This window comes from Campylobacter upsaliensis, from assembly GCF_900637395.1.
Classification (GTDB): Bacteria; Campylobacterota; Campylobacteria; order Campylobacterales; family Campylobacteraceae; genus Campylobacter_D; species Campylobacter_D upsaliensis.
Window position 1 is genome coordinate 904,179 of record NZ_LR134372.1, and the last position, 23,517, is coordinate 927,695.

A 23,517-nucleotide genomic window follows, 5' to 3' on the forward strand; every position below is an offset into this window, starting at 1 on the left:
AAGAAAGTTATCTTCATCAATAACATTAAAAACTTAAAGGATTAAAATGCCTATTGCTTGTGAAACTATCCAAGAATATACCCTTTCAATCAATAAAAAGTCTTTTTGGCTTTGCTTCAATGAGGTCTATAACCGTGCTTATATCTATAAAGAATACAAGGAAGGAAAAAACCCATTTGATAAAAAACATACTGATAATAAGGCACGGGAAGAATTTTTACAATTTATGAAAACGCACTTTCCCAAAACAAGCTTAACGATGGTTTTTGACACTGCACCTGTTGGATATTTACTATACCCTTACCTTGGAAGTATAGCTGTAGATTGTGATGAAAATGATGCAGTCTATAAAGCTTTGAGTGAAAAATATGAGTTAGAAAATAGCGTACCTAAATCCTTAAATGCAGTTTTTTACGAAATGAGCGTTGATGTTGCTAAAAAAATTTGTGATGATAGACGCGATGAATTTGAAAATTTTTAAATCTTACTTAAATATCACAAAAGTATGCAAGGCTATCATTTAATTTCTCTCATTACATTAGCGGACACATTTACTCTCATACAGCACATATTGAAATCTTTGTGCTATCATTTCAGCTCTTTGAAAAATCAGTCTTTGATGCTCTGGCTCTTTATAAACGCATTCTAAACTTTCTTTAAAAAGTTTAAGCCACACAGCAAAAAGCTCTCTAGGAAAAGGTGCTAAATCAATATGCGTTCGCATAGGATTTCCTTTAAAATTTCCACTTCCTAGCAATAAACCCTCCCAAAAATTTGCGATTTTTTCCTTATGATTACTCCAGCTTGTATCATCTGTGCCGATTTTAGCATTAAAAATCTCCCCAAGTCCGTTTTTATCAACTCTTACTTTCGCATAAAAAATATCCATAAGACTGCGAATAGAATTAGCGTCAATGCTTTCAAATTTCTCTTTAAATTTCATTTTATCTCCTTTTTAATGACCGATAGCATATTTATAATACGCCGCACAAGCACCTTCACCCGAAACCATACAACTGCCTATGGGATTTTTCGGTGTGCAAACCTTACCAAAAACTTTACACTCATAAGGCTTTGCCAAGCCTCTTAAAATTTGACCGCAAATACAAGCTTTATTTTCGCCCTTACTTTTAACCTCGCAATCATAAAGCTTACTTGCGTCATAATTTGCAAATTCTTCTCTAAGCTCTAAGCCTCCATTTTTTATAAGTCCTAAACCTCTAAATTCAAAATCGCAAGGCTTGAAATATTTTTGAACCAAATTTTATGCCTTGACATTACCCAAGCGACTCACAACCCTTGAGTATTGATTATAAATTTCGGCTTTTTGGGCGTTTTTTTTGTAAATTTAAACTTAGTTATTAACTTTTAAAATTTATATTGTTATAAAAAAAGGAAAATTATGTTAAAAGAGCTAGATTTATTATACCTTTGGCATCCTTGCACACAAATGAAAGACCACGAAAAAATCCCCCTAATCCCCATAAAAAAAGCACAAGGAGTATGGCTTTACGATTTTGATGATAAAGCTTATATGGACTGCATTAGCTCTTGGTGGGTGAATCTTTTTGGTCATTGTAATCCTGAAATTTCAAACGCCATAAAAACTCAACTTGAGCGCTTAGAACATGTGCTTTTAGCGGGTTTTAGCCACGAGGGTATTATTAGGCTTTCTCAAAGGCTTTGTGCTTTAAGTGGCTTTGATAAGTGCTTTTATGCAGATAATGGCTCTTCCATCATCGAAGTTGCTCTTAAAATGAGCTTTCATTATCATCTTAATAAGGGCAAGAAAAAGAATAAGTTTTTATCCCTTGCAAATTCCTACCACGGCGAAACTTTAGGAGCTTTAAGCGTAGGTGATGTCAAGCTTTATAAGCAAACTTATAATCCACTTTTTTTAGAAAATTTAAGCACAAAAGCCCCAAGTGGAGAAGATTATGAGGAGGCTTTAAAAGAGCTTAAAAGCACCCTAGAAAAACACGCAAATTCTCTTTGTGCTTTTATCGTAGAGCCTTTAGTGCAGTGTGCTGGCAATATGAATATGTATGAATCTAGCTTTTTAAATGAAGCAATTAAGCTTTGCCGCTATTTTGAAGTGCAGGTGATTTTCGATGAAATTGCCGTTGGTTTTGGTCGCACAGGAAAGCTTTTTGCTATGGATTATTGTAAGGAAAAGCCCGATTATCTTTGTCTTTCTAAGGGCATTACGGGGGGCTTTTTGCCTTTGGCTGTGGTTTTGGTAAAAGATGAAATTTATAATGCCTTTTACGCGCCTTATGAGGATAATAAAGCCTTTTTACACTCGCACTCTTACACGGGTAATGCCCTTGCCACAGCAGCAGCTAATGAGGTTTTAAATATTTTTGAAACGCAAAATGTTTTAGAAAAAAACGCTAAATTAAGCCTTTTCATTAAGCAAGAATTTGAAAAATTAAAAGAATTTCATTTTTTAAGTAATTTTAGACAACAAGGTATGATTTACGCTTTTGATATCAAAAGTCAAATTTCAAGGGCGGGGCTTTTGGTCTATGAAAAGGCTTTGCAAAAAAAGCTTTTGTTAAGACCTTTAGGAAATACGATTTATTTTATGCCGCCTTATATCATTACAAAAGATGAAATTTCTTATGTTGTAGATAGTTTGATAGAAATTTTTAAGGAATTTAAAGCTTAAGAAAAGTTTCAACTTGACTTTTAAATTTCTTATTTTCTATATTTTTTGCATTAAAAAAAGGAAGATTAATAATAGGAATTTTTGCATAGCTTTTAATAAATTCATCTTGCAAAGGCTCTTTTTTCCCCATCATCGCCAAAAAAAGTATGGGAATTTGCCTCATTTTAAGCGCTTCTATACTTAGTAAAATGTGATTAATACTCCCAAGATAATAACGCCCCACTAAAATGGTAGGTTTTTTAAATTTTTGCATAAAATCTATCATCGCAAAATTTTCATCAAGGGGCGTGAAAAGCCCACCGGCTAATTCTATTAACAAATTTTCATTATTGGGAATTTGTAAAGAGAAAGCCTGATAATTTGCTTTTTCTTTTATCTTAGCTAAATGTGGTGAAGCGGGTGTTTGAAGTGTAAAGCCCTCTTTTAAAATGCGCGTTTTAGGGCTTAACTTAGCAATTAAATCACTATCTGTTGGAGTGCCAGCTTGTATGAGTTTAAAATAATCATAGTTTAAATTTGCACAAAAAGCCGCACTAAAATGCGTTTTCCCAGCGTCTGTATGAATCCCACTAATATAAATTTGCATTATGAAATCCACTTCAAACCTACGCTTGAGGCTAAGATAAGCCCTAAGAAAAAAAGCTTCATTAAGCTTTTGCTTTCTTTAAAAAACACCACGCCCACTATCACGCCTCCAGCCGCTCCTATGCCTGTCCATATCGCATAAGCAGTTGCCATAGAAATTTCACGCATAGCCAAAGAAAGAAAGCCAAAGCTTAAAGAAAACTGCATTAAAATGGCAAGGAGGTAGATTTTCCGTTTTGTAAGGATAAGTTTTTTCATCGCTATCACGCCCAAAATTTCCATACACCCAGCTAAAAAAAGAAAAAACCAACTCATTTTTTCTCCTCAAAATCTAGTCCCAAATCCTGCGAAAGCTCCTCCACTAAAGCTTCATCATTTTCTCTACTCACAAATTTAAGTCCCACCACGCCCAAAAGCAAGATGAAAATTAAAGAAATCTTAAGTAAAGAAAAAGGCTCATTGAAAAAGAGCATTTCAGCCAAAACCACTCCCGCTGTGCCTATACCTACAAACACCGCATAAGCCACGCTTACCTCAATCTTTTGCATAGCCACCACAGCACAACAAAAAGAGATCAAAATCCCACAACCCGTTAAAATATACCAAATAAGCTCATTGGCATATTTTAAGCCGCTCACCCAAAAGCACTCCACAAAACCGCCCAAAAGCACCAAACACCAAGCTAAATTAACACTGACTTCTTTTTTCAAATCCAAGCCTTTTGTAAAAATAAGGAGCGAATTTTAGCATAAAAAATTGATTTACTATACATTTATAATTTTAAATGAAAATTTTATGACTTTTAATTTTATCAAAAGGAGAAGTGATGAATTTAATAAAAGGTGGTAAAAAAGCCTTGTTGGTAATGGCTAGCCTTGCGTTTTTAACAAGTGCAAATCTTTATGCGAAAGATTTTAAGCCTGTCATTGTAATCCACGGAGGAACAAGCGGTTTAGGTCTCACAAAAGAGGAATTTGCTAAAAGAGAAGTGGTAATGAAAGAATCGCTTAAAGCTGGTCAAAAAATTTTAGAAGCAGGAGGAAGCTCAACCGATGCTGTAATTGCTGCAATTAAAGTAATGGAGGATAGCCCTGAATTTAATGCAGGTAAAGGAGCTGTATTTACCGCTGATGGCTATAACGAACTTGACGCTTCATTAATGGATGGGAAAACCTTAAATGCAGGTGCTATCGCTATGGCAAGAACGATTAAAAATCCTATCGAGGCGGCAAAAGTGGTTATGGAAAAAACGCCACATACCCTAATTGCCGGTGAAGGTGCGGACAAATTAGCCAAAGCAAATGGCTTAGAAATCGTCAAGCAAAAATATTTCTACACAGAACACCGCTATAAACAATTCAAAGAAGCACAAAAAAGTAAAGAAGTTTTACTCGATAGTGATAAGGCTAAGGCACATTTAGGACTTAGCACAGAGCCTTATTTAGGAACAGTGGGAGCAATCGCCTTAGATAAAAATGGAAATTTAGCCGCTGGAACAAGCACAGGCGGAACGACAAATAAAATGACCGGACGCATAGGAGATTCACCTATTATAGGAGCTGGAAATTATGCAAATAATGATTCTGTGGCTGTTTCTTGCACGGGAACAGGTGATATTTACATAAGAGTGGCAGCAGCACACGAAGTCGCAGCCCTTTACAAGCATAAAAAATTATCTATCCAAAAAGCAGCAGAAGAAACCATTAAAGAGGTAGCAGAACTTGGCGGAATTGGTGGAATTATCTCAATCGATAAAAATGGTAAAGTAGGATATGCTTGGACCAAAGATAAACTTGGAATGTATCACGGCGAAGCTAGAGCTGGTGAAGAGCCTAAAATCTTTTGGCCTGTGGCTAAATAATCAAAGTGCCTAAGCTTAGGCACTTCCTTCTTAAATACTTCTTTAAATAAAATTTGATAAAATGATAATTTAAACTTTCTATAAGAAAACTTAAGGGAAATACTAATGCTTAGCAAAGATGTCAATTTTTATTATAGACAAATTTTAGAAAAATATCCTAATTCTTATTTTACACAGGATTTAAATAAGGTTATTATTGGGATTGATTGTGAATATTTAGATGCTAATTCTATAACATTTAGCGAATTAAAAGCTAAATTTTATGAGTGTGCGGCAAGAGAAAAATTATGCGAATATGCGGGTTTTTTTGGGGTTTTGAGTGCAGATTTTATTCATTTGTTTGAAAATTTGCCCTCTTTAGAGCGTAAAAATTACGATTTCCCGCCCTTTTTATTTGCTAATGCTAAGGCTTATTTGCTCTATGAAAAAAACAGCAAAATGTTTTTTAAATTTGGAGAAAAAACTTATTTTGATTTCTTAGATGATCATTTTAAAATTCCTCCTAAAAACAAAGCTGAATTTAGCATTTTAAACGACTTAAAAGAAGAGAAAGAAAGCTATGAAGCTATGGTCGAAAAGGCTAAAGAATATCTTTTGAGTGGAGATATTTTTCAAGTCGTTTTAAGCAAACAGCTTTGCATTAAACATAATCTTAAGCCTTTTGATTATTATGAAGCTTTAAGCCTTGAAAATCCTAGTGCTTATATGTTTTATTTCCCTACTCAATATGGCGTAGTTTTAGGCTCATCGCCTGAGCTTTTGCTTAGCATTAAACAAAAAGAAATTTTTACAGCACCCATAGCTGGAACAAGAAATTTGAACGCAAATAGCAATTTAGAGGCGTTAGAAAAAGATCTTTTAAGTGATGAAAAAGAATTGAGTGAGCATAGAATGCTTGTAGATTTAGCAAGAAATGACATCTCTAAATTTGGTAAAAATACTAGAGTTGAAAAACTTTATAATGTCCTAAAAAGCAAATATGTGATGCACATCGTTAGCGAGGTTTATGCTAATTTAAGAGAAGAAGCCAGCATTTTTGACGCTATTGGCGCACTTTTTCCAGCAGGGACTCTAAGCGGTGCACCTAAAATTCGTGCCTTAGAAATCATCGGCGAACTTGAAAATCTTAATCGTGGCGTTTATGGCGGTGCGGTAGGCTTTTTAAATTTTAATGAAAATGTCGTTTTAGCTCTTATCATACGCTCTGCCTTTTTCAAAGATGACAAAGCCTACATTTCAAGCGGTGCAGGTATAGTGCTAAAAAGCGAAGCAAAAAAAGAATATGATGAAATTTGTGCCAAAAGAAAAGCTTTACTAACGACATTTGAAAGGCTTGCAAAATGATACTTTTAATCGACAATTACGACTCTTTTGTTTATAATATTAAATTAATGCTTGAAAGGTTAAGTAATGATGAAATTAAGGTCGTTAGAAACGATAAAATAAGCCTTAGCGAAATCAAGACTTTAAATCCTTCTCATATCATTTTAAGTCCGGGTCCAAAACATCCAAAAGATAGCGGAATTTGCCTTGAAATTTTTAAAGCAAAACTAGAAATTCCTGTGCTTGGAATTTGTTTAGGGCATCAGGCTTTAGGACTTAGCTTTAATGCTAAAATTAAAAGACTTCAAAACATAGCTCACGCAAAAAGCTCCACACTTACTATACAAAAAGAAAGCATTTTGTTTAAAAATTTGCCAAAAAGCTTTAACATTATGCGTTACCACTCTTTAGAAGTTGTGGAACTTAGCGAGGATTTAGAAGCTCTGTCTTATAGTGAAGATGGAGTTTTGATGGCGATGAGGCATACAAATTTGCCTTATTTTGGGATACAATTTCACCCTGAAAGCTATTTTAGCGAGTATGGTTTGCAAATTTTCTCTAATTTTCTCAATGAAAATAAAAAAGAAATAAAGCAAGATAAAAATTTAAATCAATACCTGCATAAACTCAGTGAAAATATCGCCTTAGAAAGTGAGGATTTTAAAAATATTTGCGAATTTATAATGAGTAAAGAATATGAGCCTTTGCAAATCGCCGCCCTACTCATACTCATCACAGAAAAATCACTCAATCAAAAGTCTTTAAGTGCTTTTGTGCAAAATATCTTGCGTTATTCTAAAACCTTTAGTGATGAAAGTGAGATGATAGATATTTGTGGCACTGGGGGCGATGGCTTTAAGAGCATTAATGTCTCGACGGCGGTAGCTTTTATCCTTGCGTCTTTGGGGGTAAAAGTCGCTAAACACGGCAACCGCGCGATATCTAGCTCAAGTGGAAGTAGCGATGTTTTAGAAGCTTTACAAATTCCAATCCCTTCATCTTTAGAGGAGGGTTTAAAACTTTTAGAGGAAAAAAATCTTAACTTCTTTCACGCGCCATTTTTCCATCCTTTAGTGGGAGAATTAAGAGAAATTCGCTCTAAGCTAGGAGTAAGAACGGTGTTTAATGTCTTAGGTCCCTTGCTGCATCCAAATTTAAAACTTAAATATCAGCTTATGGGAAATTATCACGCACCCGTGCATAGACTTTTAGCTGAAGTGTTAAAAGCACTCGGTAGAAAACACGCCTTAGTAGTAAGGGGAAATGATGGAATGGATGAGCTTAGCATTTGCGATGAAAGTAAAATTATAGAATTAAAAGATAATGAAATTTATGAATATAATATTGCCCCCGAGCAATTTGGCTTTAAAAGGGCTTTTCATAGTGAAATTTTAGGCTCAAGCCCTGAAAATAATGCTAAAGATTTAGAGCTTATTTTAAGTGCAAAACTTAAAGGTGCAAAATTTGATATAGTCGTTTTAAATGCGATGTTTGCACTTTATACCGCTAATAAAGCAGCAAGTCCTTTGGAGGCTAAAGATGTGATTTTAGAGGCTTTAAATTCGGGGCTTGTGTATGAATTTTTTAAAGCTTATCAAAATGACAAAGCTTAAAATTTGCGGCATAAAAGACATTTTAAACGCTGAGCAAATCAGTGGCTTAGAACAGATTAATTATCTAGGTTTAATTTTTGCTCAAAGTGTGCGAAAGGTCGATGAGAAAACGGCGATAAAACTCTCTCAAATCATCCATAAAAATCATAAAAAAGTCGTGGGGGTTTTTGTCGATGAAAGCTTAGAATTTATCCTTAAAATAGCTCAAAATGCAGAGCTTGACGGCGTGCAAATTCACAGACACATCGCTCAAAAAGATTTCGAAATTTTGCAAAAAAATAAACTTTTCGTTTGGCAAGTCATTAGCGTAGGAGAAAATCTTCAAATGCCTAGTCAAATTTATGCAGATATGACTCTTTTTGACACTAAAGGTAAATTTAAGGGTGGAAATGGGATCAGTTTTGACTGGAATTTGCTAAAAGATTATAAACAAAAATTTGGCATAGCTGGAGGTATAGGAGTGCATAATATCCGCGAAGCTAAAGCTTTAAATCCCACTCTCATCGATGTTAATTCTAAGGTAGAAAATTCGCAAGGTTTAAAAGAACTTGCTAAAATTAAAGACTTAATTAAGGAGTTTCAAAAATGAAAAAAAGCTATTATGGAAATTATGGGGGGCAATTTTTACCCGAAAGTGCGATGTTTGCCCTAAATGAGCTTGAAAAAGCTTTTTTGAAATTTAGCAAGAATAAAGAATTTAAAAAAGAATTAAACGAGCTCTTAAAAAATTATGTTGGACGCCCAACTCCTCTTTATTACGCTAAGAATTTAAGCAAAATTTACGGACATAAAATTTATCTCAAAAGAGAAGATTTAAATCACACAGGCGCACATAAAATCAATAATGCCATAGCTCAAGCCTTGCTTGCTAAAAAAATGGGTAAGAAAAAAATCATAGCCGAAACAGGCGCCGGACAGCACGGACTAGCCACTGCTACTGCTGCGGCACTTTTGGGACTTGAGTGTGAAATTTTTATGGGTGCTGTCGATGTGCAAAGACAAGCTTTAAATGTCTATAAAATCGAACTTTTAGGTGCGAAAGTTAATGCCATTGAAAGCGGGCTTAAAACCTTAAAAGAAGCTACAACAGCGGCAATTCAACATTGGGTAAGTGATATAAAAAATTTATTTTATGTCGTAGGAAGTGCGGTTGGTCCTTATCCCTATCCTAAAATGGTAACGCATTTTCAAAGTGTCATAGGCAAAGAGTGCAAAATGCAGCTTAGAAAGCTTGGTAAAAAGGCTGATTATATCATCGCAGCAGTTGGTGGAGGTTCAAATGCGGCGGGAATTTTTAACGAATTTTTAAATGATAAAAGCGTCAAACTTATAGGCGTAGAGGCTGCGGGGCTTGGCATTGATACGCCTTATCATGCTGCAACTTTAACTAAGGGAAAAACGGGCATTATTCACGGAATGAAAACTAAGGTTTTGCAAGATGAGTTGGGGAATATACTGCCCGTGCATAGCATTTCTGCGGGGCTTGATTATCCCGGAGTGGGACCTTTGCACGCACATTTGTTTGAAAGTAAAAGGGCTAAGTATGAGGCAATTAGCGATGATGAGTGCATGAGGGCTTTAAAACTACTTTGTAAGGAGGAAGGGATTATCCCCGCTATCGAAAGTTCGCACGCCTTAGCTTTTTTGGAAAAGCTCTGCCCCACTCTAAAGAAAAAAAGTGTGATTATCGTTAATCTTTCTGGGCGTGGGGATAAAGATATGACAAGCATTAGAGCTTATAAAAAAGGAACAATTTATGGTTGATTTTAGAAAATTTTATAAAGACAAGGCAAATATTGCTTATATCGTAATGGGATATCCTAATTTAGATATGAGTGTGAAATTTATCAAGCGTTTAGATGAGTGCAATATCGATATTTTAGAAGTTGGTGTGCCTTATAGCGACCCCATAGCCGATGGAGAAATCATTGCAAACGCTGCTAACAAAGCTTTAGAAAATGGAACAACCATACATAAAATATTAGAAAAACTAGAAAAAATCGAAACTAACAAAGCCCTAGTTTTTATGGCGTATTATAATTTAATCTTTGCTTATGGATTAAAAGCCTTTGTAAAAGCGGCTAAAAAGGCTGGAATTTGTGGTTTAATCGTGCCTGAGTTAAGTTATGAAGAAAGCAGCGATTTAAAAAAAGAATGCGACAAAGAGGGCTTAGCTCTCATCACTTTCATCAGCCTTACAACACCAAAAGAACGCATAGTTAAACTTTGCAAAAATGCAAATGGCTTTATTTATCTTTTAGCAAGCATAGGACTAACGGGCGGAAAATCTTCTCGTAATGAACTTTTGGTGAATAAAATTGAAGAAATTAGAGCCTATACAAAACTGCCTATTTTTGTAGGTTTTGGCATAAAAAATTATGAAGATGTTGAAAAAATTCGCAAAATTAGCGATGGAGCTATTGTCGGCACAAGTATAGTTAATGAATTTCAAAATGAGAACATCGATGAAGTGATAAAAAATGTGAAAGAAATCTTTAAAAAATAACCTTTTAGTTAATTTTTACTTTTTTTATAATATAATGTAAATTTAAAGTTAGAATAAGGAGCTTAAATGTTAAAAATACTTGAATATTCCATTACTCATTTTTGTGAACATATTTTAAGACTACGCATAGAAAAGGGTGAAAATATCGGTGGTGAGCTTTATGGTGCTTCTATACCTATCGAAGGGACTAAGGGTAATGAGTATGATTTTTACCTCTTTTTTCCTAAGGAAGCCTTGAAAAAATTCGCCGATGTTTTAATAAGTGATTATAAATTTAAAGAAGACGATTGGTGCGACCTAATAAAAGAATGTGCAAATCAAATCATAGGTTATGCTAAAAATTTACTAAATGACGCTAAAGGTGAAGATGAATACAAGCTTGGCATACCAGAATATTTAGGTCGTATAGATTTTTCTACAATTAAGCTTGATGAGTCTTTGACTTACTCCATTGACAATTACAATTTTAGAATAGGCTTTAAAAAATATGAGTGATGAAGCAATCGAAGATATCCACGATGCACATGGTCTTTTAAATTCCTATGAAGACATTTTAGATATCACGGTGGATTTTGTTAGTGAGCTAGGCACTACCAATATGAGCGTATCAGAGCTTTTAAAACTTGAGGTCGGTTCTGTAATAGACCTTGAAAAGCCTGCGGGGGAGAGCGTGGAGCTTTACATCAATAAGAGAATTTTTGGAAAAGGTGAAGTTATGGTCTATGAGAAAAATCTAGCCATAAGAATTAATGAAATCCTCGACTCCAAAACGGTCTTACAATACTTCAAAAAAGAAATTTAGTGAAAAAAATTTTTCTTTTACTTTTAATGACTATGCCTCTTTTTAGCGCTAAACTCATTAATTATAATATTTATGACAGAAATGACAGAGTTGATTTAATGCTCTCTTTTGATAGTGCTTATCAAGGTAAAATTTCCCAAAAAAAAGAGGGAGAATTTGCCCTTTTAAGCTTTGAAGGACTTGAAGCTAAAGAAGAGCTTAAAAGTTTAAATTCTAAACTCATCAATAAAATTCAAATTAGCTCTAAAAATAATGCAACTCACATTATGTTTCAAACAAAAGAAAAGCTAAACTTTAGCCTAAGCACAATCAATGACAAATTTGGACTTCGCATAAGAGCCTTACCTGAAGGTGCAAATCTTCCTTCACTTTCTCAACCCATTAAGCAAGAAGTGGATAAACAAAACGATTTAATGCCTAAACCCAAAGATATTGAAAGTTATGATTATACAAATTACATACTTGTTATGCTTGTTTTAATGCTTTTACTTATAGTTTTATGGTGGCTTAAAAAAACAAATGTGAATTCAAAAAATTTTGGCGGAATTAAATTTCAAAGAAATATAGATAGAAATAATCAGCTTGTCATTTTAGATTATGAAAATAAACGCTATGTTTTAATCATAGGAAATTCAAATCTTCTTTTAGAAAGCAAAGAAATACCGCAAGAAGAAGCAAAGGTCAATGAGGAAAATTTCAACTCTTTCTTTGAAAATAACAAAAGAAAAATTCAAAATATCATTTTAGAAAAGCAAAAGAAAGCTTAAGGAATTTGATTGATAACAAGAGTTAGAGAAATGGACTTTGATATTTTCTTAAGCTCTTCTTTGGCTAAATTTAATTCCTTATCCTCGTTATAAATATATAAAGTGCTACCTAATAATTTAAAAGAAACCTTATCTTCATAATTTAACGCTTTTGCTAAAGCCAGAAGAAAACTTAACCAAGTTATAATTTTAGTATTAGGTAAAAGTTGCCTCAAAGGATCATTGCTATAAGGATTTGATTTTTTCCCATTGAGTTTAATAATTGTAGCGATTAAAACTTTATCTTGGTGCGAAAATCCATAGCTTAATCCACCCATTATAAAATTCATAGCGTGTTCATTAGCAAAATAAAAATTTAAATATTCGCCTATATGAGAAAGCTTTGCGGCATTTATCAAAATGTTTCTATATCTTCTATTTAAATAATGCAAATCTTGCAAAACATCAAAAAGCTGTGAAGCAAAATGTGGAGTTTTATAATTTAAATCCTGCTTTAAAAATCGATCTTGCAAAGACTTTAGGCTAGGATTAAAATTAATAGGAAAAGTGTGATTTACCCTAAGCAAATCTTTTAAAAAAACACCTTCGCGTATGCCAACTCCACTTGTAATAACCTGCTTACTTTTAAGCCTTTCTGCGATTTTAAGAAAAATCAAAGTGCCCTCTTGAATAGTATCAAAACGCTCTTTTTTAATGCCAAAATTTGTTAAAGCCTGCGCGTCCGCATTGAGCATTTTTATAATATGCTGTTTTTCACTCTTAAAATCATAACGATAATCGTGCAAATTTTTTAAAGGATAAGAATTTTTTTGCATAATGGAATTGGAAATAGCTCTCAAGCTTCCACCTATGGCTATAAGATTATCATTGCAAAAATGCGTAGGAATTTGTTCTAAAATAGGCTTTAAAAACGCTTCAATATTACCCAGCTTATTAGTATCGTAAAAAAGCTCCTTAAGTCTTACCGTGCCTATATCAAGAGAGATGTAATCTACAATTTTATTATCCTTAATCAAGCAAAGCTCACTTGATCCGCCTCCTATGTCGAGTGTAGTAGCATTTTTAAAAGGGCTAAGTAAATTTAAAGCAGCCAAGCCTCCCAAATAACTTTCACTCTTTCCATCGATACAGCGAATGTTTAACCCTAGCCTTTCCTTAATTCTTTGAATAAAATCCTTAGAATTTGGTGCATCTCTTAAGGCTGAAGTCCCCACAATAAAAATTTTCTTACACTTATGCTTATAAGCACACTCCTTAAAATATCTTAAGGCATCTTCAGCCCTTTGCATAGCTTCTTCTTGTAAAATTTTACCATTATTATAGGCATTTTCACCAAGTCTTACTTTTCTTTTAAATTCCGCAGCCGTATAAAAACCATAGCGTGAAGTTTTTTCAAATACTATCATTCTTATAGAATTTGAACCTAAATCCACAACAGCTGTTTTTTTTGCCATTTAATTTTCTCTATGACGACTTTTAAGACGAAGTTCTTCTATGGTTTCACTATTGTCAGGGTCTGGTATAATGCACTCATAAGGGCAGGCGACTATACAAGCAGGTTCGGAAAAATCATTCACGCACTCAGAACAAAGATCGGGATCAATAACATAAATGGGGCTATTTTCACAAATAGCATCATCAGGACATTCTTCCCTACAAGCATCGCAACAAACACAATCTTTTGTGATTAAAAGAGACATTTTTACCTTTCACAATAAAATAATTTAACCTTATACAATAAGAAAACTTAAAGAAAATATAAACTAAAAAACAAAGGGAAAAATTTGCACCATAAGGTGCAAAAATTAAGATTTTTTAGGGAAGCAAAAACGATAGCCCCTACGACGAACCGTTTCTATGGTAGAGATATTAAGCGGCTTATCCATTTTTTGACGAATTTGATTAATAGCTACTTCAATAACATTTGGCGTTACAAGCTCAGGCTCCTCCCAAATCGCATCTAAGAGCTGCTCTTTAGAAACAATTTGATCAGAATGCCTTGCAAGATGTGTTAGCACCTCAAAAGGCTTACCTTTAAGCTCAATATCTTGCCCTTTATATGTAATTTTTTCTTCATCTGGGTCTATTGTCAAATCTTCTATTTTAATCACATTTGTTCCGCCAAGTCTTAGCCTTGCTTCAATTCTAGCTAAGAATATATCAAAATCAAAAGGTTTTTTGATAAAATCATCAGCACCCAATTTTAAAGCTTTTATTTCATTATCCTTATCTGCTTTTGAAGAAATAATAATCACAGGAGTGCGAGGAGACTTTTGTTTAACAAGACGAATAAGCTCCGCCCCATCACCATCAGCTAAGGTCCAGTTCGCCAAGACTAAATCATAATGTCTAATACCGATGAAGTATTCTCCATCCTTAAAATTCTCAGAAGAATCACTTTGATAACCAAATTGAGCAAGGTTTTCTACTATGCTCTTGTTAAGACCTATATCATCTTCTATAATCAAAATTCTCATTTTTTATCCTTTATATTTAAGAAAATTTTAAAAAGTATAACACAATTTAAGTTAATATTTATTTTTTCATTACATTTTACTTAAATTTATGAGCCAAAATTTGAATTGTTTGTTGTTGATTTTGAACCACCACCAAAAAAGCCCGATTTTGTTCCAGCCTTACTAGCACCTGCTGTTCCAGCTTTATTAAAACTATTCATACTTCTTTGATAAGCACTTTGATTTGAAAAAGCTCCTCTTTGCTGATTTGCAAAATTTTGATTATTAAAAAGCTTTGAGCCTATCCAGCTACCCAAAATTGCTCCCGCCGCACTTGCTAGCAATGTTTCTCCAAGACTTAAGCCTCCACTACTTATTTGAGCGTTATCTTTGGTTAAATTTGAAGTTCCCTCATCTATTTTCGCTGCCTCTTCCTTAATAAGAGCGTCCATTTCTTCTTTAGTTAAAACTCTTTCCGTTCCATCAAGCTGCTGTAAAACAACTCTAGTTTCAGCACTTGGAAACTGCTCTTTGATTTTGTATTGATTAGGAGCTGTTTCCTCTATAATGACAAAAGCACCTTGTTGAGCGTTTTGTGTGCTTTCACTTGAAGCTTGAGTTGAATCATTGCAGCCAACCAAAGCCCCAGCAGCAACGGCTGTTAAACCACTTATCATACCGATTTTGAGGATTTTTTGAATTTTTGACATATTTTCCCTTTAAATTTAAAATCTAAAGGAATTTTAACGCAAAATAATAAATTAAGAGTTTAAAAAATGAAAAAGCCCTTACGGGCTTTAAGATTAAAGTCTTGATTCGTAGCGTCTTAGCATATAAAGTCTCTTAAGCATTTTTTTACGAGCTGAAATTTTTTGCTTTTTACGAATTTCAGTCATAGGCTCAAAAAACCTTCTTGCTCTCACTTCAGTTACAACAAGATTTCTATCAACTTGTTTTTTGAATTTGCGATACGCTTCATCAAAAGACTCGTTAGGATGCACCTTAATACCTGGCACGACCCTCACCACCTTTCTTTAATGATTTTAATTGTGAAGCGAAATTATAATCAAATAAAGTAAATTTAACAAAAATGATATAAATAAAATTTTTATTTAAGAATTGTTTTTGTTTATTTGCATTACAATTAATAAAAACTAAACACAAGGAGTTCTTCTATGCAAGGACACATCACGCATTACACGCAAAAAAGATATATTTGGTATCTTATCACTACCATTATTATTTTTACCCTACCTTTTATAAGAATTAATGATAACCACTTTTTTCTACTAAGTTTTGACCACAAAAAGCTTCATTTGTTTTTTACCGCTTTTGATACTCAGGAATTTTATCTTATGCCCTTTGTGCTTATTTTGCTTTTTTTAACTATCTTTTTTGTTACAACTTTAGCTGGTAGAATTTGGTGTGCGTGGAGCTGTCCGCAAACTATATTTCGTGTGATTTATAGGGATATTATTCAAACAAAACTTTTAAAAATTCGTAAAAATATCAATAATAAACAAAAAGAATATGAAGGGCAATTTTTTAAAAAATTCTTAGGCGTATTACTTTTTTACCTTATTTCTATCGTGGCTGTAAGTAATTTATTATGGTATTTTATACCACCTGAAGATTTTTTCATTTATATACAAAATCCAGAAGAACATTTGCTTTTGTTTGGAATTTTATTTTGTGCGTCTTTATTTTTGACCTTAGATATAACCTATCTAGCGGAAAAATTTTGCATTTATGTTTGTCCTTATGCAAGAATTCAATCTGTAATGTTTGACCGCGATACTATGCAAGTGATTTATGATGAAAAAAGAGGTGGTGTGATTTATGATGGGAAAACTAAGCTTTATAAAAAACCTCCACAAGGTGAGTGCATAGGCTGTGAAGCCTGTGTGAGTGTATGTCCTACGCACATTGACATTAGAGCTGGGATGCAACTTGAGTGTATTAATTGTTTAGAGTGTGCTGATGCTTGCTCTACTATACAAAGCAAATTTAATCGACCAAGTTTGATTAACTGGACAAGTGCGAAGGCTATGCAAACGCGTGAAAAAGTGAATTATTTTAGATTTAGAACTATAGCTTATGCTGGAGTTTTAACCATAGCTTTAATTGCACTTTTTGTTATGGGCTCTAGAAAAGAAAATATGCTCCTTAATATCAATAGAAGCACGGAGCTTTATAGTATCAAGCATAAAAATAATGTTTTGCAAATTACAAATGCTTATACCTTCTTATTTCAAAATACAGACAGTAAGCCACACGAATATTATTTTGAAGCTATTTTGGAGGGGGTGGAAAATGGAGTTAAAATTCTAAGACCAACCAAGCCTTTTAAACTAGAAGCTGGAGCAAAAGATAAAAAAATCATTGTCCTAGAAGCCCTTAAAGAATTAGCTAATGATAATCAAAAAGACACAATTTTTTCACTTAAAATCAAAGCCTACGCTCTTGATGACCCAAACATAGTCGTATATAGAGAAAGCATTTTTGTCTATCCAAAAAGCACTCTTTTAAAAGGAAAAAATGGTGAATAAAAGAAGCAAAGAGCCATCCGTAAAAGTTCTAGCAAGACAAGAAAAAATCAAGGCTGTCGCCCTTGAGCTTTTTCTTACCAAGGGCTACACAAAAACAAGCTTGAGTGATATTATTAAAATTTCTGGCGGGTCATATTCTAATATTTACACCGCTTATAAAAATAAAGAAGGCTTATTTTTTGAAATCTTAAATGATGTTTGCAAAAGACATTTTGAGCTTTTAAATTCTAAAATTAAAGAAAGTGAAAGCGAAAGACTTGAAGATATTCTTTATCATTTTGGCTTAACTTATGTGGAAATTTTTAATCAAAAACAAACCACAACTTTTGGCAAAATTATCTATTCCCAAGTTTATAATGAAGATAAAAATTTGGAAGAGTGGATTAAAAATAATGAGAGAAATTTCGCTCACAATATCCTTGTTTCTTGTTTTCAAAATCAAAAAGAAGACTATTTTAAAGCAAATGCGGAAAAGCTTGCAACTTTATTTTGCACAATGTTAAGAGAGCCATACCACACTCTAAACATACTCATTGACACTAAGGTTATGAGTAAAAAAGAACAAAAAGAACATGTGAATTTTGTAGTTGAGCTTTTTTTAAATGGGGTTAAAAGATAATTTTTCTCTTTTATTAACCAATTTTATATAAAATGGGGCTTTTGTAAAAAAGAGTAATATAAATTACTAAAAATAAATAATTTAAGGCGAATAAAATGAATCAATTTGGCAAAAAAACTCTCATATTTTTAAGCGTTGCTGTGCTTTTTAATGCTTGCTCTAAAGAGGAGGAGCAAAAAAGACAAATGCCCCCTCAACCCGTTAGCACCATAATAGCACAAAGTGAAAATATCCCTTTACATTTTAGTTACCCAGCACAACTTGTAAGCGATTATGATGCCTTTATCAAACCACAAGTTAGTGGGGTGATAATAGAAAAATTTTTCGAAGCTGGTCAAAAAGTAAAAAAGGGCGATAAGCTTTTTTTAATCGAGCCTGATAAATTTGAGGCAAATGTAAATATGGCTTATGGTAAAGCCTTAAATGCAAGAGCTAATTATGAAAATGCGAGCAAGGAATTTAAAAGAAATAAAATCTTAATCGAAAAAAAAGCCATTTCACAAAAAGAGTATGATACAAGTCTTGCAAATTATAATAGCTCTAAAGCAAATCTTACAAGTGCAAGAGCCGAGCTTCAAAACGCAAGGATAGATTTAGCCCATACCGAAGTTAAAGCTCCTTTTGATGGTATGGTAGGCGATGCTTTGATTAATATAGGCACTTATGTAAATGCTAGCTCCACAGAGCTTGTAAGGATCACAAATTTAAATCCTATCTATGCGGATTTTTACATTTCGGATACTGACAAATTAAAACTAAAACGCAATGTTGATAGCGGTAAATGGGAACTTGATAATCTAAAAGCTAGCTTCAAACTTAATGAAATTGATGTTGAGGGGAATTTAACCTTTATAGATTCTGTAATTGATGCAAAAAGCGGAAGTGTTAAGGCTAAAGCAGTATTTGATAATCAAAATGGCACTTTGCTTCCGGGAATTTTTACAACTATCACTTCAGAAGGTTTTATGCAAAAAGATGGTTTTAAAGTGCCTCAAATAGCCATTTTAAGGAATCAAGAAGAAGTTTATGTCTATACGCTTGTTAATGGCGAAGTTGTCAAAACACCTATTAAGGTCATTTATCAAACAAATGATTACGCTGTAGTTAGCAGTGGCTTAAAAAATGGCGACAAGATTATTATGAATAATTTTAAGAAGATAAGACCGGGTTCTAAAGTCAGCGAAATGGGGAGCAAATAATGTTTTCTAAATTTTTTATAGAAAGACCAGTTTTTGCTTCTGTTGTGGCAATTATCATCTCCTTAGCAGGAACGATAGCACTTTATTCTTTACCTGTGGAGCAGTATCCAAACCTTACACCACCGACAGTTAGCGTTAGTGCGACTTACACAGGAGCAGACGCACAAACCATCTCAGAAAGTGTGGCTATACCCATAGAAGATGCCATTAATGGCGTTGAAAATATGATTTATTTAGAATCCACTTCTTCAGCTTCTGGACAAATGAGACTTACCGCCTATTTTGACATAGGCACAGATCCTAATCAAGCCACAGTTGATGTGAATAATAGAATTTCTTCCGCCACCGCAAAATTACCAGAAGCCGTTAAAAAACTAGGCGTTACGGTAAGAAAATCAAATTCAAGCATACTTGAAGCTGTGGCTATGTATTCTACCGATGGTTCTATGAATGCTGTGGATATTTATAATTATATCACCTTAAATATTATCGATGACATTAAGAGAGTTCCAGGCGTAGGTGATGCCTTTGCCATAGGAAATAGAAACTATTCTATGCGTGTGTGGCTTGACCCAACTTTGCTTAATAAATATCAAATCACCGCGAAAGAAGTTTTAAACGCCATAGAGGAACAAAACGCACAATATGCCACAGGTAAAATAGGCGAAGAACCCGTAACGCAAAAATCGCCCTATGTCTATTCTATCACTATGCAAGGAAGACTAAAAAGCTCACAAGAATTTGGCGAAGTGATTTTAAGAGTTAATGAAGACGGCTCTTTTTTAAGACTTAAAGAAGTCGCAGACATAGAGCTAGGCTCACAACAATATGTCGCGCAGGGGCGTTATAGTGGCAATGACGCCGTGCCAATTATCATCAATCTTCAATCAGGAGCTAATAGCGTCAATACTGCAAAATTAGTCGGCGAAAAATTAGAGGAGCTTTCTAAAAACTTCCCCGCAGGCTTAGCCTACAATGTTCCTTATGATACAACGACCTTTGTGAAAGCTTCTATTTATGAGGTTTTAAAAACCTTTGCTGAGGCTTTGATTTTGGTTATTATCGTAATGTATCTTTTCTTAAAAAATTTCCGCTCCACTCTTATACCGATGATAGCAGTGCCTGTTTCGCTTTTAGGCACCTTTGCGGGACTTTATTTACTAGGCTTTAGTGTCAATTTGCTCACCCTTTTTGCCCTCGTTTTAGCCATAGGGATAGTCGTTGATGATGCCATTATCGTGGTGGAAAATGTCGATAGAATTTTACACGAAGATCCAAATATTTCAGTAAAAGACGCTACCATTAAGGCTATGGAGGAAGTAGCCTCGCCTGTTGTTTCTATTGTTTTGGTGCTTTGTGCTGTTTTTATCCCAGTGTCCTTCATCTCTGGCTTTGTGGGAGAAATTCAAAAGCAATTTGCCCTTACTCTAGCTATTTCTGTGGCTATTTCAGGCTTTGTTGCTCTTACCCTCACTCCTTCTTTATGTGCTTTATTTTTGAAAAGAAATAATGGAGAGCCTTTCGTCTTTGTGAAAAAATTTAACGACTTTTTCGACTGGTCGACTAAAATTTTCAGTGCTGGTGTAGCTTATATCTTAAAAAGAGTGATGCGTTTTGTGATGATTTTTGGCATTATGCTCGGGGGAACTTATTATCTTTATCAAAGTGTGCCAAGCTCACTTGTGCCAACAGAAGATCAAGGCGTTATTATGTCTATCATCAATCTTCCAGCCGCCTCATCTTTACATAGAACTATAGATTTTATAGATAAAACTGCTAAAAATGATATTTTAGGACAAAACGGCATTAATTCAAGTATGGCTCTAATCGGCTTTGACCTTTTTACAAATTCCCCTAAAGAAAACGCTGGGGCTATGTTTATCCAGCTTGATGACTGGGCAGATAGAAATGTAAGCTCTTTTGAAATCGTTCAAAATCTTAATATCAAACACGCCTTTAACCCAGAAGCACAAACCTTTTTCCTAGACCCTCCGCCTATACCGGGACTTAGTATTACAGGTGGTTTTGAGATGTATGCACAAAATAGAAGCGGTAAAAGCTATGATGAAATTCAAGCTGATGTTGATAAATTAGTCGCTGCAGCAAATCAAAGGGCAGAATTAACAGGAGTTAGAACAACACTTGATACAAGATATCCGCAATTTAAACTTGAAATTGATAGAGATAAATTAAAATATTACAAACTTAATATGCAAGATGTTTTTGCTACGGTTAGTTCGACCATAGGGACTTATTATGTTAATGACTTTTCCTTGCTTGGTAAAAATTTCCAAGTTAATGTTCGTGCAAAGGGCGATTTTAGAAACACTCAAGAAGCTTTAAAAAACATCTATGTCAAATCAAGCGATGGGCAAATGATCGCTCTTGATTCTATACTTACGCTTAAAAGTAGTGCGGGTCCTGATGATGTTAAGCGTTTTAATCTCTTCCCAGCCGCACAAATTCAAGGCTCTCCAGCCCCAGGATATAGCTCAGGACAAGCTATGGCTGTGATGGAGGAGCTTACTAAAGAATTTTTAGGAGAGGAATATACTCTTGCTTGGTCGGGCACTTCTTACCAAGAAGCTACGAATTCTAACACAGGCTCAATAGCCTTTGTTTTGGGTATGATTTTCGTCTTTTTAATTCTAGCCGCACAATATGAAAGATGGCTTATGCCTTTAGCGGTTATCACCGCTGTGCCTTTTGCTCTTTTTGGCTCTTTGCTTTTTATATGGTTAAGGGATTTTTATAACGATGTATATTTTCAAACGGGTCTTTTACTACTTATAGGACTTTCTGCTAAAAATGCTATCTTGATCGTAGAATTTGCAATGGAAGAGCATCTTAAAAAGGGAAAAAGTATATTTGACGCTTCTGTGGAGGCAGCAAAATTAAGATTTCGTCCTATTGTGATGACTTCTTTGGCTTTCACTTTGGGAATTTTGCCTTTAGTGATCTCAAGTGGTGCAGGAAGTGCCGCAAGACACGCTCTTGGCACCGGACTTATCGGTGGTATGATAGCTGCTTCTACCTTAGCAATTTTCTTTGTGCCTTTATTTTTCTATCTTTTAGAAAGCTTTAACGCTTGGCTTGATAAGAAAAGGAGGAAGGTAAATGCGTAGTTTAATATTTATTTTAACTGCATTTTTGCTAGGGGCTTGTTCTTTAAAACCTAGTCTTAAAGTCGGCGAGGCAAATTTCACAAGTATGGATAATAATGTAAGCATTGAAAAAAACTGGTGGAAAGATTTTAATGATAGCAATTTAAATTTTTTAGTCGAAAAAGCCTTAAAAAATAATGCTGATTTGAAAATCGCCTATGTTAATCTCGAACAAGCTGCTGCTCAGCTTGGCATAGATAGAAGCGACCTACTTCCAAAACTTGATGCTAGTGCAAATGCAAACAGAGCCAAAAGCTCCATTAACGCACCTAACAATAAAACAGGAGCTTTTAGCTATAACAATAGTTTTGATATGGGGCTTAATCTAAGCTATGAGGTGGATTTATGGGGAAAATACCGCGATAATTATAATGCTTCTTATGAGAATTTAAAGGCAAGTGAATTTGACTATGTGGCGGCTAGACTTTCCATTGTCTCAAATGTGGTGCAGATGTATTTTAATAGTGCAAATGCTTATGAAGCTATGCAAATTTACAAAGAAACTATGGAGGCTTACACTCAAACTTATGAACTTAAGCGTTCTTTGTATGAAATAGGTGCCATAGGAGAATACGAACTAGCCCAGTCAAAAGCCGAGCTAGAAAGCGTTAAAGCCCAATACATTAACGCCATTGACACTAAAGAAAATTATTTAAAAGCCTTAAAAATTTTAACAGCAAGTGATTTAGACGATGTGCTTTATAAGGAGGAAAACTACCAAAAATTTACACATTTTGCCAAATCTTTACCTGAAGGAATTTCAAGCACTATTTTACTACAACGCCCAGATATTAACGCTGCTTTAAGTCGCCTTACTCAGCAAAATTATCTAGTCGGTGTAGCAAGAAGTGCTTTTTTACCAAGTCTTTCTTTAACAGGACTTTTGGGCTTTGAGAGTGGAGATTTAGACACTCTTGTAAAAGACGGCAGCAAGGCTTGGAGTGTGGGTGGGAAATTTTTAATGCCTATTTTTCACTGGGGCGAAATTTATCAAAGCGTTAATTTAGCTAAACTTAGCAAGGATAAAGCTTTTATAACTTATGAAAATACTCTTAAAACAGCCTTTGCGGAAGTGCGTTATGCCCTTTCTCAAAGAAAAACAAGTCTGCAAAATTATGAAAATTATAAAGCCTTACTTGAAGCACAGGAAAAAATTTACACCCTCGCTAGTATTCGCTATGAAAATGGAAGCATACCATTAATAGAATATTTAGATGCTAGAAGAAATTTACTAAGTGCTAAAATTTCTTACGCTAATGCAACTTATCTTATGGCAAATTCCATAGTTAATGTAATTAAAGCTTTTGGCGGTGGATTTGAAGCAAATGCAAATTTAAGTCAAGAAATAAAAGAAAACGCAAAAGAACTTGATATGTCTTTTAGGGAGTAAAACTCCCTAAAA

At 34.2% G+C, this 23,517-nt stretch carries 24 protein-coding genes and 2 pseudogenes; 16 read left to right on the top strand and 10 right to left on the bottom strand.

Features of this window, described 5'->3' with window-relative positions; all coding sequences use genetic code 11:
- The first annotated feature begins 46 nt into the window (after nt 1–46).
- On the top strand, nt 47–481 hold the full coding sequence (locus EL158_RS04615) for a hypothetical protein (protein WP_027303710.1): 435 nt from the start codon (nt 47–49) through the stop codon (nt 479–481).
- Between the two features lie 57 nt (nt 482–538).
- On the opposite strand, the gene EL158_RS04620 is transcribed toward EL158_RS04615, so the two are convergent.
- A complete protein-coding gene (locus EL158_RS04620) occupies nt 539–943 on the bottom strand; it encodes a group III truncated hemoglobin (protein WP_027303711.1) in 405 nt (134 codons plus the stop codon).
- Nucleotides 944–955: 12 nt separating this feature from the next.
- Nucleotides 956–1,318, bottom strand: a pseudogene (locus tag EL158_RS04625) (hydrogenase formation protein HypD); the annotation flags it as partial.
- 84 nt (nt 1,319–1,402) lie between these two features.
- On the opposite strand from EL158_RS04625, the gene EL158_RS04630 reads away from it, so the two are divergent.
- The gene (locus tag EL158_RS04630) at nt 1,403–2,671 is read left to right on the top strand and encodes an adenosylmethionine--8-amino-7-oxononanoate transaminase (protein ID WP_034955703.1); all 1,269 of its coding nucleotides are present in this window, start codon (nt 1,403–1,405) and stop codon (nt 2,669–2,671) included.
- Here the strand turns inward: EL158_RS04630 and bioD are convergent.
- The 3 genes and pseudogenes from bioD to EL158_RS04645 form a co-directional block, all read right to left on the bottom strand.
- A complete protein-coding gene (gene bioD / locus EL158_RS04635) occupies nt 2,661–3,257 on the bottom strand; it encodes an ATP-dependent dethiobiotin synthetase BioD (RefSeq protein ID WP_027303714.1) in 597 nt (198 codons plus the stop codon). The genes EL158_RS04630 and bioD overlap by 11 nt on opposite strands.
- Nucleotides 3,257–3,571, bottom strand: a complete 315-nt coding sequence (locus EL158_RS04640; protein WP_027303715.1) for a DMT family transporter — start codon at nt 3,569–3,571, stop codon at nt 3,257–3,259. The genes bioD and EL158_RS04640 overlap by 1 nt, the downstream gene beginning before the upstream one ends.
- 62 nt (nt 3,572–3,633) lie before the next feature.
- Nucleotides 3,634–3,966, bottom strand: a pseudogene (locus tag EL158_RS04645) (DMT family transporter); the annotation flags it as partial.
- A gap of 116 nt (nt 3,967–4,082) precedes the next feature.
- On the opposite strand from EL158_RS04645, the gene EL158_RS04650 reads away from it, so the two are divergent.
- The 9 genes from EL158_RS04650 to EL158_RS04690 all read left to right on the top strand — a co-directional run bounded on the left by EL158_RS04650 (nt 4,083) and on the right by EL158_RS04690 (nt 12,128).
- Nucleotides 4,083–5,117, top strand: a complete 1,035-nt coding sequence (locus EL158_RS04650) for an isoaspartyl peptidase/L-asparaginase family protein (RefSeq protein ID WP_027303717.1) — start codon at nt 4,083–4,085, stop codon at nt 5,115–5,117.
- Between the two features lie 105 nt (nt 5,118–5,222).
- Complete coding sequence (locus tag EL158_RS04655; protein ID WP_027303718.1) at nt 5,223–6,461, top strand: anthranilate synthase component I family protein; 1,239 nt, start codon at nt 5,223–5,225, stop codon at nt 6,459–6,461.
- Nucleotides 6,458–8,053, top strand: a complete 1,596-nt coding sequence (trpD, locus tag EL158_RS04660; RefSeq protein WP_027303719.1) for an anthranilate phosphoribosyltransferase — start codon at nt 6,458–6,460, stop codon at nt 8,051–8,053. The genes EL158_RS04655 and trpD overlap by 4 nt, the downstream gene beginning before the upstream one ends.
- Nucleotides 8,040–8,642, top strand: coding sequence for a phosphoribosylanthranilate isomerase (locus tag EL158_RS04665; protein WP_027303720.1), 603 nt, complete (start codon nt 8,040–8,042; stop codon nt 8,640–8,642). The genes trpD and EL158_RS04665 overlap by 14 nt, the downstream gene beginning before the upstream one ends.
- On the top strand, nt 8,639–9,817 hold the full coding sequence (gene trpB, locus EL158_RS04670; RefSeq protein ID WP_027303721.1) for a tryptophan synthase subunit beta: 1,179 nt from the start codon (nt 8,639–8,641) through the stop codon (nt 9,815–9,817). The genes EL158_RS04665 and trpB overlap by 4 nt, the downstream gene beginning before the upstream one ends.
- Nucleotides 9,810–10,559, top strand: coding sequence for a tryptophan synthase subunit alpha (gene trpA / locus EL158_RS04675; protein ID WP_027303722.1), 750 nt, complete (start codon nt 9,810–9,812; stop codon nt 10,557–10,559). The genes trpB and trpA overlap by 8 nt, the downstream gene beginning before the upstream one ends.
- A 66-nt stretch (nt 10,560–10,625) precedes the next feature.
- On the top strand, nt 10,626–11,054 hold the full coding sequence (locus EL158_RS04680) for a hypothetical protein (RefSeq protein ID WP_027303723.1): 429 nt from the start codon (nt 10,626–10,628) through the stop codon (nt 11,052–11,054).
- Complete coding sequence (gene fliN, locus EL158_RS04685; RefSeq protein WP_004277381.1) at nt 11,047–11,361, top strand: flagellar motor switch protein FliN; 315 nt, start codon at nt 11,047–11,049, stop codon at nt 11,359–11,361. The genes EL158_RS04680 and fliN overlap by 8 nt, the downstream gene beginning before the upstream one ends.
- A 26-nt stretch (nt 11,362–11,387) precedes the next feature.
- Nucleotides 11,388–12,128: a hypothetical protein gene (locus EL158_RS04690; RefSeq protein WP_225532308.1), complete on the top strand. Its 741-nt coding sequence runs from the start codon at nt 11,388–11,390 to the stop codon at nt 12,126–12,128.
- On the opposite strand, the gene EL158_RS04695 is transcribed toward EL158_RS04690, so the two are convergent.
- From EL158_RS04695 to rpsU, 5 genes are all read right to left on the bottom strand, one after another.
- The gene (locus EL158_RS04695) at nt 12,125–13,582 is read right to left on the bottom strand and encodes a Ppx/GppA phosphatase family protein (RefSeq protein ID WP_027303725.1); all 1,458 of its coding nucleotides are present in this window, start codon (nt 13,580–13,582) and stop codon (nt 12,125–12,127) included. The genes EL158_RS04690 and EL158_RS04695 overlap by 4 nt on opposite strands.
- Nucleotides 13,583–13,828, bottom strand: coding sequence for a YfhL family 4Fe-4S dicluster ferredoxin (locus EL158_RS04700; protein WP_004277384.1), 246 nt, complete (start codon nt 13,826–13,828; stop codon nt 13,583–13,585).
- A 105-nt stretch (nt 13,829–13,933) separates the two neighbouring features.
- Entirely contained in the window at nt 13,934–14,605 is a 672-nt protein-coding gene (gene hsrA, locus EL158_RS04705) for a homeostatic response regulator transcription factor HsrA (RefSeq protein WP_004277385.1), read from the bottom strand.
- A gap of 86 nt (nt 14,606–14,691) precedes the next feature.
- Nucleotides 14,692–15,294 (bottom strand): UPF0323 family lipoprotein, encoded by a 603-nt coding sequence (locus tag EL158_RS04710; RefSeq protein ID WP_004277386.1) that lies wholly within the window; start codon nt 15,292–15,294, stop codon nt 14,692–14,694.
- A gap of 93 nt (nt 15,295–15,387) precedes the next feature.
- Nucleotides 15,388–15,600 (bottom strand): 30S ribosomal protein S21, encoded by a 213-nt coding sequence (gene rpsU / locus EL158_RS04715; protein ID WP_002780697.1) that lies wholly within the window; start codon nt 15,598–15,600, stop codon nt 15,388–15,390.
- Nucleotides 15,601–15,759: 159 nt separating this feature from the next.
- Between rpsU and ccoG the strand changes: the two genes are divergently transcribed.
- From ccoG to EL158_RS04740, 5 genes are all read left to right on the top strand, one after another.
- Nucleotides 15,760–17,133, top strand: coding sequence for a cytochrome c oxidase accessory protein CcoG (ccoG, locus tag EL158_RS04720; RefSeq protein WP_027303726.1), 1,374 nt, complete (start codon nt 15,760–15,762; stop codon nt 17,131–17,133).
- Nucleotides 17,123–17,752: a TetR/AcrR family transcriptional regulator gene (locus EL158_RS04725; protein ID WP_027303727.1), complete on the top strand. Its 630-nt coding sequence runs from the start codon at nt 17,123–17,125 to the stop codon at nt 17,750–17,752. The genes ccoG and EL158_RS04725 overlap by 11 nt, the downstream gene beginning before the upstream one ends.
- A gap of 95 nt (nt 17,753–17,847) precedes the next feature.
- Entirely contained in the window at nt 17,848–18,951 is a 1,104-nt protein-coding gene (locus EL158_RS04730; RefSeq protein WP_027303728.1) for an efflux RND transporter periplasmic adaptor subunit, read from the top strand.
- Complete coding sequence (locus EL158_RS04735) at nt 18,951–22,076, top strand: efflux RND transporter permease subunit (protein WP_027303729.1); 3,126 nt, start codon at nt 18,951–18,953, stop codon at nt 22,074–22,076. The genes EL158_RS04730 and EL158_RS04735 overlap by 1 nt, the downstream gene beginning before the upstream one ends.
- Nucleotides 22,069–23,505 (top strand): efflux transporter outer membrane subunit, encoded by a 1,437-nt coding sequence (locus EL158_RS04740; RefSeq protein WP_027303730.1) that lies wholly within the window; start codon nt 22,069–22,071, stop codon nt 23,503–23,505. Before EL158_RS04735 ends, EL158_RS04740 begins: the two co-directional genes overlap by 8 nt.
- The last annotated feature ends 12 nt before the right edge of the window (nt 23,506–23,517 follow it).